At 41.8% G+C, this 13239-nt stretch carries 13 protein-coding genes, 2 tRNA genes and 1 other annotated feature; all 15 genes read right to left on the bottom strand.

Annotated elements, in window-relative coordinates; all coding sequences use genetic code 11:
- Nucleotides 1–68: 68 nt before the first annotated feature.
- Nucleotides 69–1181 carry a 3-isopropylmalate dehydrogenase gene (gene leuB, locus AC3ISB_RS19930; protein WP_144526591.1) on the bottom strand — a complete coding sequence of 371 codons (1113 nt, stop codon included), beginning with the start codon at nt 1179–1181 and terminating at the stop codon, nt 69–71.
- Nucleotides 1182–1196: 15 nt separating this feature from the next.
- Complete coding sequence (locus tag AC3ISB_RS19935) at nt 1197–2732, bottom strand: 2-isopropylmalate synthase (protein ID WP_489273992.1); 1536 nt, start codon at nt 2730–2732, stop codon at nt 1197–1199.
- Nucleotides 2719–3747 carry a ketol-acid reductoisomerase gene (gene ilvC, locus AC3ISB_RS19940; protein ID WP_098370048.1) on the bottom strand — a complete coding sequence of 343 codons (1029 nt, stop codon included), beginning with the start codon at nt 3745–3747 and terminating at the stop codon, nt 2719–2721. The genes AC3ISB_RS19935 and ilvC overlap by 14 nt, the downstream gene beginning before the upstream one ends.
- A 55-nt stretch (nt 3748–3802) precedes the next feature.
- Nucleotides 3803–4315: an acetolactate synthase small subunit gene (gene ilvN, locus AC3ISB_RS19945; protein WP_141994366.1), complete on the bottom strand. Its 513-nt coding sequence runs from the start codon at nt 4313–4315 to the stop codon at nt 3803–3805.
- A 3-nt stretch (nt 4316–4318) separates the two neighbouring features.
- On the bottom strand, nt 4319–6034 hold the full coding sequence (gene ilvB, locus AC3ISB_RS19950; RefSeq protein ID WP_480338547.1) for an acetolactate synthase large subunit: 1716 nt from the start codon (nt 6032–6034) through the stop codon (nt 4319–4321).
- 115 nt (nt 6035–6149) lie between these two features.
- Nucleotides 6150–6408: a binding site (T-box leader), on the bottom strand.
- A gap of 898 nt (nt 6409–7306) precedes the next feature.
- Entirely contained in the window at nt 7307–7582 is a 276-nt protein-coding gene (locus AC3ISB_RS19955) for a GNAT family N-acetyltransferase (protein WP_081395481.1), read from the bottom strand.
- Between the two features lie 452 nt (nt 7583–8034).
- A complete protein-coding gene (locus tag AC3ISB_RS19960) occupies nt 8035–8394 on the bottom strand; it encodes a YidH family protein (RefSeq protein ID WP_098370045.1) in 360 nt (119 codons plus the stop codon).
- A 44-nt stretch (nt 8395–8438) separates the two neighbouring features.
- On the bottom strand, nt 8439–8612 hold the full coding sequence (locus AC3ISB_RS19965; RefSeq protein ID WP_181762300.1) for a hypothetical protein: 174 nt from the start codon (nt 8610–8612) through the stop codon (nt 8439–8441).
- Nucleotides 8613–8977: 365 nt separating this feature from the next.
- Nucleotides 8978–9334 carry a GIY-YIG nuclease family protein gene (locus AC3ISB_RS19970; protein WP_098370044.1) on the bottom strand — a complete coding sequence of 119 codons (357 nt, stop codon included), beginning with the start codon at nt 9332–9334 and terminating at the stop codon, nt 8978–8980.
- 18 nt (nt 9335–9352) lie between these two features.
- Nucleotides 9353–10108, bottom strand: coding sequence for a DUF2087 domain-containing protein (locus tag AC3ISB_RS19975; RefSeq protein WP_144526590.1), 756 nt, complete (start codon nt 10106–10108; stop codon nt 9353–9355).
- An 852-nt stretch (nt 10109–10960) separates the two neighbouring features.
- Complete coding sequence (locus AC3ISB_RS19980) at nt 10961–11167, bottom strand: hypothetical protein (RefSeq protein ID WP_098370042.1); 207 nt, start codon at nt 11165–11167, stop codon at nt 10961–10963.
- 148 nt (nt 11168–11315) lie between these two features.
- Nucleotides 11316–11389: transfer RNA gene (locus AC3ISB_RS19985), tRNA-Arg, on the bottom strand.
- Between the two features lie 412 nt (nt 11390–11801).
- Nucleotides 11802–11875: transfer RNA gene (locus AC3ISB_RS19990), tRNA-Arg, on the bottom strand.
- Between the two features lie 171 nt (nt 11876–12046).
- Entirely contained in the window at nt 12047–12559 is a 513-nt protein-coding gene (locus AC3ISB_RS19995) for a metallophosphoesterase (RefSeq protein WP_480338546.1), read from the bottom strand.
- Between the two features lie 2 nt (nt 12560–12561).
- The gene (locus AC3ISB_RS20000) at nt 12562–13173 is read right to left on the bottom strand and encodes an XTP/dITP diphosphatase (protein WP_489273998.1); all 612 of its coding nucleotides are present in this window, start codon (nt 13171–13173) and stop codon (nt 12562–12564) included.
- Nucleotides 13174–13239: the final 66 nt, after the last annotated feature.

Genomic DNA, 13239 nt, shown 5'->3' on the forward strand with positions numbered 1-13239 from the left:
TTATCCCACCTCGATCAATCTTGTATTTTTTTAAAAAACACGGCCTAATGTTAGGCCGTGAAAGAAGTTTATGCGTAAGCTCCCATGATGTTGGAAATGGCTTCCTGGTCTAAAAGATTTGCTTTAATTTCTGCAATCATTTCTGAAGTAGACGTAATATTCGGTTGGCCATTTGCAATATCGCCTGTTCTCAAGCCATATTCAAGGACCGTTTCCACCGCCTGCTCAACGGCTTTCGCTTCATCTTCCAAACCAAAGGATAGACGCAGCATGGAAGCTGCCGATAAAATCGTCCCAATCGGATTGGCCAGGTTTTTCCCCGCGATATCCGGGGCAGAGCCATGAATCGGTTCATATAGATTTGGCCCTTTTGTTGATATAGAGGCGGAAGGAAGCATTCCAAGCGAGCCAGTCAATACCGACGCTTCATCGCTTAAAATATCACCGAACATATTCTCCGTCACGATAATATCAAATTGTTTCGGGTTTTTAATCAATTGCATGGCTGCATTATCAACAAGCATATGTTCAAGAATTACATCCGGATAGTCCTTGGCAATTTCTTCAGCCGTCTCGCGCCACATCCTGCTGGATTCAAGAACATTCGCTTTATCCACGGATGTTACTTTTTTCTTGCGATCCGATGCTAATGCAAATGCAAGTTCAATGATGCGCTTCATTTCGCTTTTCTGATAGAAAAGTGTATCGACGACCGCCTCTTTCCCCTCTTTTTCAACGCGTTCACTTGGCTTTCCGAAATAAAGGCCGCCAGTTAGTTCCCTGACAATAACGAAATCCACATCTTCAATGAATTCCTTTTTAAGAGGAGAAGATTCCGACAAGCTGGAATAATAGCTGATTGGACGGATGTTAGCATAAAGATTCAAATCTTTTCGGATTTTCAGCAAACCTCGTTCCGGTCTTAGGTGTGCAGGCTGGTCATCCCACTTAGGTCCTCCAACTGCCCCTAATAATACCGCATCGCTGTTTTTACAAATCTCCACTGTTTCATCCGGCAGGGGTGAACCTGTGTTATCGATGGCCCCGCCGCCAATCTCACCATATTGAAATTCAAAATCGTGTCCATATCTTTGGGCAACGGCTTCGAGGATTTCTACAGCGCCTCTTGTTACTTCTTTCCCGATGCCATCTCCTTGAAGCACCGCAATATTCCTTTTCATCGAAATCTCCCCTTCCTATAGTAATACTGCTTTTTCTTCTAGTTCCTTCATGATGATCACACGGTTCACAGCATTCAAATATGCTTTGGCGGATGCTTCCAAGACGTCCTGATCGAGACCGCGGCCGCTTGTTTCCACTCCGTTATAATCAATTTTCACAAAAACCTGGGCAAGGGCATCCATTCCGCCGCCCACCGATTGAATTCGATAGTCCAGCAAGCTGATCTCGCTGCCCAAACATCTTTCAAGCGTGTTATATAAGGCTTCAACACTGCCGGCACCTGTAGCCGCTTCCTGAATCTCTTCATTATCGCCTTTTTTCAGTGTGACCGTAGCTGTCGCCGTCTGATGGGTACCGTGGGAAATCTGCAAGGAAACCATGTCATAAAAACTGATATCCGTCGCTTTCTCTTCAAGCACCAGCGCAACGATATCTTCATCTGTCATCGTCTTTTTGTTATCGGCCAATTCCTTGAATTGGACGAATAACGAGTTCAATTCCTCATCCGTTACCGTAAAGTTCAACTCTTGTAATCTTTCTTTGAAAGCATGGCGTCCTGAATGCTTTCCTAGAACAAGTGAATTGGACGAAACACCGACGAGCTCAGGTGAAATGATTTCGTATGTCGTTTTTTCTTTTAACATGCCATCTTGGTGAATGCCAGATTCATGTGCGTATGCATTGGCACCAATAATGGCTTTATTAGCAGGAACTTGCATTCCCGTAAGGCGGCTGACCAAATCACTGGTCCTTTTAATTTCATTCAATACAAGATCTGTTCCCGCTTGATAGAAATCTTTACGGATGTAGAGTGCCATAGCCACTTCTTCGAGCGCCACATTTCCGGCACGTTCTCCAATTCCGTTGATTGTGCCTTCGACTTGCGTAGCCCCGCCTTCGATGGCAGCCAATGAATTGGCTGTCGCCATTCCAAGATCGTCATGGCAGTGTGCGGATAAACTAACTTTATCAATAGAAGGAACATGTTCACGAAGGTACCTGAAAATGTTTCCGTATTCGATTGGAGCTGCATACCCTACAGTATCCGGGATGTTAATGACCTTGGCACCAGCTTGAATGACCGCTTCAACGATTTCAGCCAAATAGTCAAGTTCTGTACGGCTTGCATCTTCTGCAGACCATTGCACGATCGGAAAACGCGATGCTCCGTACTTAACCATTTCAACCGACTTTTCAATCACTTGCTGCTTCGACATTTTCAACTTATATTCACGATGAATGGGCGAAGTGGCGATGAACGTATGCAATCTTGGTTCTGCGCCGCCCCTTAATGAATCCCAAGCTGCATCAATATCGCCTTTTACAGCACGCGCCAGCCCTGTGACAGAGCTGTTTTTGATTTTGCGCGCGATTTCCTGTACGGAGTTGAAATCCCCTTTGGATGCTGCCGGAAAACCGGCTTCGATTATATCAACACCCAATCTTTCAAGCTGATAAGCAATTTCAAGTTTTTCGGTAAAATTCAAATTTACACCGGCTGATTGCTCCCCATCTCGAAGTGTAGTTTCAAATATATTAATTTTTCGCAACTGCTACCACTTCTTTCTCTTTTTGTTGAGGTTTCACGAATGGCATCATTTTTCTTAATTCACGGCCAACCACTTCGATTTGATGTTGGTTTTCACGATTATTGATCGCATTGAAGACTGGACGATTCGCTTGGTTCTCCAAGATCCATCCTTTAGCGAACTCACCGTCTTGGATGTCTTTCAAGATCGCTTTCATTGACTCTTTCGTAGTTTCCGTCACAACGCGTGGTCCAGAAACGAAATCTCCCCATTGAGCTGTGTCAGAAATGGAATAGCGCATGTTTTCCATTCCGCCTTCATACATAAGGTCGATGATTAATTTAAGTTCATGTAAACACTCGAAATATGCTACTTCCGGTTGGTATCCAGCTTCTGTCAAGGTTTCGAATCCAGCTTTCACAAGGGCAGTCAATCCGCCGCAAAGTACTGCCTGCTCTCCAAATAGATCCGTTTCCGTTTCTTCCTGGAAAGTGGTTTCCAAACCGCCAGCTCTTAAAGAACCGATTCCCCGAGCGTACGCAAGTGCCAATTCCTTTGCTTCACCCGTTACATTTTGATAGATGGCGAATAGTGCCGGCACCCCTGCACCTTGTTCATATGTACGGCGAACAAGATGTCCCGGACCTTTTGGAGCGACTAATAATACATCTACGTCTGCCGGAGGAACGATTTGATTGAAATGGACGTTGAATCCGTGTGCGAACATTAACGCTTGACCTGCACGCAATACCGGTTTGATTTCTTCTTGGTATACTTTCGGCTGAGTTTCATCCGGTAATAGGTTCATGATTACGTCTGCCTGTTCTGCTGCTTCTTTCACTGTGTAAACATTAAAGCCGTCTTCCACCGCTTTATCGAATGATTTACCTTTCCTGATTCCGATGATTACATCTACACCGCTGTCACGTAGGTTTTGTGCGTGCGCGTGTCCTTGTGAACCATATCCGATTACCGCTACCTTTTTATTGTTGAAAAAATTCTCGTTTGCCTCTGCGTTATAATATACTTTTGCCATAATAATTACATCTCCCTTTTCATCATTGTTTTTGTTTTGGTTTTTTGTTTTGTTTTTATACGATTGTCGCACTCTTAGCGTGTGCAATTTGCATTCCACGCGGGATGGCGGCTGTCCCTGTCCTTGCCAATTCCTTGATGCCATATGGCTTGATCAGTTCAATGAAGGCTTCGATTTTATCCGATTCCCCAGTGATTTGAACTGTCAGGCTATCTTTACTGACATCTATAACTGACGCTCGGAAGGGTTCGATGACTGAATAAATCTCGGCTCGGGTTTGTGTGGTCACCAATATTTTAATGAGTGCAAGTTCCCTCGCCACAATCGATTGATTCGTAATATCAAATACTTTCAAAACATCGATCTGCTTATTCAATTGCTTGGTGATCTGTTCAATGACAGCTTCGTCATCAACATCGACCACGAAGGTCATCCTTGAAATGCCATCCTGTTCGGAGGGTCCGACAGTCATGCTTTCAATGTTATAATTTCTTTTCGTGAACAGGTTCGTAATCCGATTCAGGACGCCTGGCCGGTTGTTCACGGTGAGGCTAAGAATTCCCTTCATTGATTAAACTCCTTCCATTTCATCAAGCCCTTTTCCTTGTGCTACCATCGGAAAGACATTTTCTTTTTGTTTTACACGGAAATCAATCAACACTGGACCATCAGTCTTTAACGCTACATCCAGGCAGTTGCTTGCTTCTTCCTCCGTCGTCACTTTGTATCCCGGAATTCCATAAGCATCGGCCAATTTCACGAAATCCGGATGCGATTGAAAAATACTGTGTGAGAAGCGGTTATCATGAAAGAGTTCCTGCCACTGTCTTACCATCCCGAGTGCCCCGTTGTTGACGATGATGATCTTGATTGGCAGATTCATTTCGGCAATGACTGAAAGTTCCTGCAGGCACATCTGGAATCCACCATCCCCCGAAATGGAAAGCACCGTCGCTTTCGGATTCGCCAGTTGCGCTCCGAGAGCCGAAGGTAAGCCAAAGCCCATCGTCCCCAATCCACCGGAAGTGACCCATGAATTCGGTTTGTTAAACGGATAGTATTGTGCCGCCCACATTTGATGCTGTCCAACATCCGTCGTAACAATGGCCTCCCCATTCGTTTTTTCATGAAGCATCTGGATGACACGCTGAGGTTTCAGTACGCCTTCTTCATGTGTATAACGCAATGGGAACTCTTCATTCCATGCAGCCAGCTGCGTTGTCCATACATCAATTTCCGGTTTCTTGCCATTTTGCGCAATCAACTCCGCCAGAGCTTCCTTGGCACTTCCGACGACCGGAATTTTTGTCGGCACATTTTTACCGATTTCCGCTGGATCAATATCGATATGGGCCACTGTTGCATGCTGTGCGAATTTCGCTAGATTCCCAGTCAATCGATCATCGAACCTGGCACCGATATTGATTAATAGATCACATTTCGATAACGCCATGTTTGCTGCATAGCAACCATGCATACCACCCATTCCGGTAAAGAGAGGATGTTCCGCCGGAAAGCCCCCAAGACCCAATAAAGTGTGGACGACGGGAATGCCTTGCTGCTCGACATATTCCTTTAATAGATGGGAGGCCTTTGCATGCAGGACTCCTGCCCCTGCAAGAATGACAGGTCTTTTCGCTCCGCTTACGGCTTCAACAAGCTTTCTGATCTGTAAGTAATTAGGCTTGGTCGTCGGCTGATAGCCAGGGAGATCCATTTCTGGCTCCTTATCCGTCGATTCACCTTCTATAATGGCCATATCCTTAGGTATATCGATTAAAACTGGACCGGGACGGCCGCTTGAAGCGATATAAAAGGCTTCTTTTATAATGCGCGGAAGGTCTTCCGGCTTCCTTACCTGATAGTTATGTTTTGTAATCGGGGTAGTAATCCCCAGTACATCAGCTTCCTGGAAAGCATCCGAACCAATTACACTTGTAGCAACCTGACCCGAAATTACCACAAGCGGTAAAGAGTCAATCATCGCATCGGCCAAACCGGTGACAATGTTCGTTGCCCCTGGACCCGATGTTACTATGACCACCCCCGGCTTGCCGGTAATCCTGGCGTATCCTTCCGCTGCATGAATCGCACCTTGTTCGTGCCTTGTCAAAATATGAAAAAGTTCTGAACTGTAAAGCTTGTCATAAATCGGCAATACAGATCCACCCGGATAACCAAAGATGACTTCAACATTTTCCTTTTTCAATGCATCCAGCAGAAATTCGGCTCCACTATAATGTGTCTTTCCACTCTTCCGATCAGCAACAACTGACTTTTGTGTCATTTCGTAAAAACCTCCTTCACTTTTCCACTAAATGTTTTCCTAAGATTCAGAATTTTCAGCTTTTTATGCATACAAAAAAGCCTTTTCACCCCAAATGTACTTGCACTCGGCAAGTTAAAGGGGTGAAAAGGCTTGATGAGCCACTCCACGGTACCACCCTTTTTCGCATGAAACTCCATGCGCACTTTGAATAGCCTACACTATTCTCTGTTTTGGTAACGGGTACTGGTACGCACCCGTTCAGCCCTACTAGTCTGACGTTCAAGCTGAAACTCCAAGGTGAGTTCATCTTTCGGGACAATACCGGCTCTCAGCTACCCGGCTCTCTGTGACTGCCTTTTTAAAAGACTACTTATCCTCTTCAATGCTTTTCGCATTATTCATATTTTTCGAAATGCTTATGTTTGATGTCTTGTATTTGTGATTATCTTACGTGTATTTAAGGTAGTAGTCAACAGGTTTTTTGAAATTTTTTGATAATTCTAAATTGAAAGATTTGTTGTATACGCTTACATACCTATCATGACCACATTCTTTTAAAAAAAGTTTTTTCAATTTTTAATTTTTAAAAACATCAAATATCGCTTTAAAATTATTAAAGTGATCACAAACTTCTCCACTGAAATATCCTCGCACTGCCCACATGATGCTAGTCACCAGTAATGATTTTCTCAAATAGCGGATCATCCATTTTCACTGTTCGCTGACGCCACTCCTAATAAAAGATTCGTCCTCAATCCATTTTTAATTCTCTCGCGGATAAACCGCCTGACATTCCAAGATGCGGAAAATCACGTTCCACTTTTCGCCCTCTGTCACAATGCCCGCTTGCGGTCATCACTAACAATGACAAAATCTACAGCAAGTCCATGGTTATGCAAGGATTGCCCCCCCCTCTGGCATAAGTCATGATTGGCTTTGATTTATTTGTTCTGCCTCGTTCATACAATTTATTTTATTCTGGGAAACTTCGATAACCAGGTGTTTTATGAACAAATATCACCGCTTCATATGCTATAACCATTTCAAGTATCGTCTCGTTCACGACCGGATTCATACCGCTTCCCATATTTTCCTTTGCCCGATTCAATAGGGTTTGTAATTTGATGGCCGTCCTGGCACCAACCCTATATAAAATGCGAACAACATTTGGGTCGGAAAGGCGTTTAATATTATTTTCTTGGAGTATTGAAGGGGTGAAGATTATCTAAAAAAAATGCCAAAGGGCTGAACACAGGTGATATTACTCATCCCCTGGTCCAGCCCTCTGGTTCATTTAGCCAATACATCCTCGTATTCTGCATTTTTTTCAAATTGTTTTTGAACGAACGAACATACCGGAACAATTTTCAGTTTTTCCTCCCTTGCGAACCCTATTACCTTTTCAACAAGGGCATTTCCTACCTTTTGTCCGCGAAGTTTGTCAGAAACAACGGTATGATCGACCGTGATTTCATCATCACCTGATTTAAAGAATGTGATTTCCGCTAGTTTCTCACCAGATTCTTCGACAAAAAAAGAACTTTCACCTTTTTTGATATCCACCATCTTGATGACCTCCTTTTAGTTCCTCTTTATCATATCTCACAAAATGGAAATTAAACAAATATTTAAAACGTGATCGAAATTGAATAAAGTAAAGTACTTCCAAGAGTTTAAAACTGCGTTGACCATGTGAAGTTTATTCACAAACTGATGATGTCTGATAAATATTTTTTCAAGAAAGGCAAAAGACAAAACTTGATTGATCTTTTCCTTGCAGCTGATATACCCTTCCGGTAAAAACTAAGTTTTTCCATGGCTGACGTGCACAATACTGAAAGAAATTGCTTTTAAAAGTTTTTAATTATTCTTTCATACCCAAAATGAAATACAGTATTTTTCAAGCTTTCGTTTTTTGATTGCATTCAATTAATGGAAGAAATCTTACCATGATAATGTAAGAATAAGTATATAATAGTAGAAACTGAAAAAAACTGCCCTATTAGGTTAGGACAGTTTTAAACTTTTATGAACACAAAATATAAAATGATCATCGATAACAATATGACCATAAAAACAGCGATTAGAATTACGTGCGCACTTGAAGGCCGGAACGTCCCTTCATTGATTTGCCGCTTCTTCTGAAGATAACCGAATGTCGCCAGAACTGTAATCACAAGGCCCAATGCACAAGCAAACATCCCAAGCACGATACTGATCAAGTCAATCCGGGCATCCCGATGCACACCAATCGTAAAATGCAGGCTTGTCGCAAGAAAACCAACCCCCACTATCGCAATAACCGTTCTTATCCACGCTAAGAAGGTACGTTCATTAGCCAAATGCTGCTGGGCATATTTCAATTGGTCTTTCTCCATGTCATCACCTTAATCGCACGATTTTAATCAACCTTAAAAATCAATCATCTTTTCAGTAGCCGAAAAGCTCTGATTATAGACCCGACAAACATTAGCCCTGCACCGCCGAGTAATAAATATATACATAGTGTTTTATCAATAACATTCAAAGGATAAAGCAATGCCCCCAGCGCAACGATTGTTCCTATCCCCGTTATGGTCCATCCTATTTTTTTCATTCGCAACTCCTAAAATTAATTATTTAGTGAAGGTCCCCCATGGGTTTCCCCTTTTTTTAATAAGTTCCCTCATTACTAGCTTAAACCATTTAAAAACTAACAACAAGTGAGATCCCCTGACTTTCTTCCCGCAAAAAAGGAGCCATAAATGACTCCCTGTTTTGAATACGCCCAAATTCAGCCGTTCTTTTTATCCTTTTCCATGTATTCTTTTATTTTTCTTCCCACTCAGACCCGAAGTTCCCTTGTGCAAGGGTAGTAATTCGTGTATAAGGACACCAATCCCCCACTCTCCAAGGGGATAAAGGAACCGCCAATAACTAGGAGCCGGGAATCACGGAGAATCTCTAAAGGCTACATACAAGTCAGTTGGATTTCATTCTATTGTATCCCCGTTCTTCGTATGGCTGTATTTTTTCCAACCACTCTTCTTCAAGTTTTTTCAATTCCCGTTTAGCATCAAAGAATCCTGTTTCTTTCGGTTTCAATACCTGCAGTACCTCAAAAGAAAAAGCATCTTTCCCATATTCGTTCCACTCACCTTGCAGCACTTTATTCGTGTTTGTTCCGACTTCCAATTCAAATTGTTTCCCCTTCAACGTCTTTAAATTCCTGGTGCTTCCGATAAAGACTTTATTATTTACCGTATTTCTGATTTGGTATACACCTGCTTCAATTTTCGTTTCTTTATATAATTGCTTCAATTCTTTTTTACGATCCATATTTCATGCCTCCAGTCATCATTTCTTCAGCCAATATTGGCTCCCATCAGGCTTTCTATCCAAGAATCCATATTCTATTAAATATCTTCTCAATAGAACATGATCAGGATAAACTGCACCCAATATTTGATTGATTTCTTTCTCTTCGTATTTCCGCTCTTTTTCAAAACGGTTCATAATTTCTTGGAGAATGATCAGCCTTTGTTTTTCCTTTGGCGGGAAAGACTTTAATGCATCCTGACTGCCTTTTGGGAAGTATTTTTTCAGTACAGTCACCTTTTCATCCTCGGTAACGTTATAACGATCATCGACCATCCTTGCTTTTTGATGAAGCGGGATAAATGCCGGCGCATGTTCATCTTTATCTTTCAAAAGTTCCATCAGGGCTAAAAACAACTTAGCCTGACGCTCTTTCTCTTTCAACACAAAGCGATGGTTCCGAATGGTGGAAGGACTCCCAATCCCCATTTCCTCCTGAACCTCAGCATCATTCTTCCCTTGGTAAAAAAGGCGAAGAAGGCGATTTTGATGGTCCGTGAGACCTGTAAGTTTCTTATCGAGATCAATCAAGTAATCGAAAACTGAGCGGTGTGCATGTTCAATATGAATTCCCATATACCTCTTCGCTTCATAAAGAATCCCATCTTTCGGGTATACGATCCCCTTTTCAATTGCATTTCCGCACAGCAAACAAACATATTGATTCTCACCTTCGATATACCCTTGTTTAAGCTCATCCTGAGACGCGCTCCAAAACATTTCAGCGTCCTTCATAAAACAAACACTTCCCTATAAAGTTTATAATATAATAAACATAATATTAATTTGTTTGATTTATGTCAATGTTTTTCCTGATTTTTTTATAACTCCAGCAACCGTGAAATCATAAAAAAACATTAAATAGAAAAAAGGCATCCGATCACGGATACCTCAGACTGTACAATTTAAACGTTGATTTCCTCTCCAGGCACACGCTTTCAGCGGGCGGTCCGGAAGCCTCCTCGGCACCTCTGCGCCTGCGGGGTCTCCCTTGGACTCGCTTTTCCAGCAGGAGTCTCGCACACCCGCTCCAATCAACTTTGTTTTAACTTTTAGATAGAACCTTTTTGCCTAAGATCTTTATTGTTTTAAAATAGAATTATTAAAACTTGGGGTGATGAGGGTGCCTTTCTAAACATGATTCTATTCAGTGAAATCAACTTGAAATGATTACTTTAGATCAACTAGTGTCGGCGAACCATTTGATTCGTAAAATTGAGGCTGCCATTGACTTCTCTTTCATTTATGATTTGTTGAAACAAATATGACTTACCATTGGTTCTTAGGCTGCATTGGACTACTTTAAGGGGACTTAAAAAACTGCCTATGCAGGCGATGCTTACTTTCGCTCCTTTATTTAAAGAAGATGGCCAATTGACATGGAAAGTTCTAGGCATTGCCTAACATAGTGGGCTCGCAGGGCCCCAATCTCTTAATTTAAGGCGAAATTTCAAAGGGAATTTCAAAAGGGGTTCGGAATTTTTTAATTCCGAACCCCTTTTGTCTACAAACTGAGGCATCCGATCATGGATGCTTTTTTCTGTGGATCATATGAAACTCCTAATATAGTTCCTCCGTCAGAGCTCATTAAGTATTGCTAGGCACAAACTTAAGTATTCCTTCCAGATAAACACCTTGTTCTTTTCGGGTGCATTCCCTCAACTTGATTCTTCCTTCTTTTTCTAACTCCTTGGCTAATTGGACTACTTCAGTTCCATCTTCGGTTATTTCGACTGAGAAGAAATTGCCCCGAGTGGAAGTTTGAATGAACTTGAATAATCTATCTTTATTCATTTAAACATCTCCTTATTTATAACAAGTTCGACATAAAAGGTCATCCACCTGCGATAAATATGAAATAAAAAACTTCTTGCCGCATTTCATCCATAAAACAAAAAAGAAAAAAAGCCAAAACCTTTTAAAGGTTTTGGCTTTAAGTTAGTGTCCCAGGAGAGATTCGAACTCCCGACCGACGCCTTAGAAGGGCGTTGCTCTATCCAGCTGAGCTACTGAGACATATCGCTATTTTTCTTCAGTTCAGTATAACGGCCACTTTTCGAACTTAGACCGTAATGGTGATTCCTATTATAACTTAATATAATACTCATTGCAATACTAGTAATATATAATTTTTGAAGAGTTTTAGAACACCCCTACCATTAATTCAATATTTATCATGGTATTTGAATGAAGTTTGCAGTAAAAAATGGGGAATACACTTTATCGAACAATTCGAAGTTATCATATATAACTTATTTCTACTTCAACATCTAATAATCCTTTTCTTTTGGTCATACGAAAAAAACCTCCTATATCGTTAGTAGGATAAATCGATATACGGTGTAATTTCTTACATGACCGTTATACTGACCATTTCACTAAACGATATAGAAGGTTTTCGTAGCGGGATTTAAATCCACTAAGTTAGTGTCCCAGGAGAGATTCGAACTCCCGACCGACGCCTTAGAAGGGCGTTGCTCTATCCAGCTGAGCTACTGAGACGTTTATGATATAAGTTGCGGTAAAACTTATGTATTACCTTAACTGTTCCCTTAGGACACTTCTTATTATAGTAGGATATCAAAAGAAAGTCAACGGCTTTTCATAAAAAGTTTTTTCTTTTTTATGAACCAGGAAGCGGGTAAAAACGCTTCCTGTTCATAATACATGAAGTCATTCCATTTGATAAGCATTTCTTAATTCCTCAACGATTTTTCCTTCAAGGTCATAAAAGATGATTTCAAGTTGGTCATTTCCGATATTCAACATGGCATAGGTTTTCTCTTTTCGTCCACGCGGCTGCCGTATGCTTCCCGGGTTGATGTAGAGCTTGCCATCAATCAATTCTGAACCCGCAGCGTGGGAATGGCCAAAACAAATAATATCCGCCCCTGTCTCTTCACTTTTATATGATAGGTTCATCAAGGTCATATTTATGTTATAGAGGTGTCCATGCGTAAGGAAGAAACGCTTGCCTGCGATACTCTCCACAATATCATTCGGATATGCCGAATCAAAGTCACAATTCCCACGAACGGCTAAGAACTCCGACATATGAGGGTCATTTTTTTCCAACTCTGAATCACCGCAATGGATCATGGCAGCAACCTCTTGTTTATGACGGTCGGCAATCATGCTGATTTCATGAGTTAAGCCATGACTGTCACTCATTATTAGCACTTTCATCGTCACATTCCTTCTTCCCTTTTTAGAAATGGATCAAGTTTTTCATCTAGAGCCCTCAATGCGTTGGCACGGTGGCTGATTTTGTTTTTTTCCTCTTTTGTCAATTCGGCGTTTGTTTTACCCTGTTCCTCAACAAAAAAGATGGGATCATAACCAAATCCATTCGTTCCAGAAGGCTGTTCTGTTATCAAGCCTTCCATCGTTCCCGATACCGTAATCGTTTCCTGGTTGGGTGACGCTAGTGCCAATGCGCAATAAAATCTCGCCGTTCTATCCTCTTTTGGCACGCCTTCCAGCTCCCGGAGGACTTTTTCCGTGTTTGCTTCATCACTCTTGGACTCTCCAGCATAGCGCGCTGAATATACGCCGGGACGGCCCTCTAATGCATCTACAATCAATCCTGAGTCATCAGCAATGACAAAGCGGCCTAGCTGATGGGCAATGGCCTCTGCCTTCAGGATCGCGTTTTCTTCAAAAGTCGTGCCTGTTTCTTCAACATCAGGAGCATCCGGTACATCGAGAAGTGTTTTGACTTCATATCCTTTTGCAGAGAATAAGCTTTCGAACTCCTTGGCTTTCCCTTTATTTTTCGTTGCAATGATTACTGTCTTCATTTATCATTTCACCCTTTTTTATTTTATCGGCATGAAGCTCTTTTGGGGCTAAGAAAGAATCCGCTG

The organism is Peribacillus sp. GL_122 (assembly GCF_057835005.1).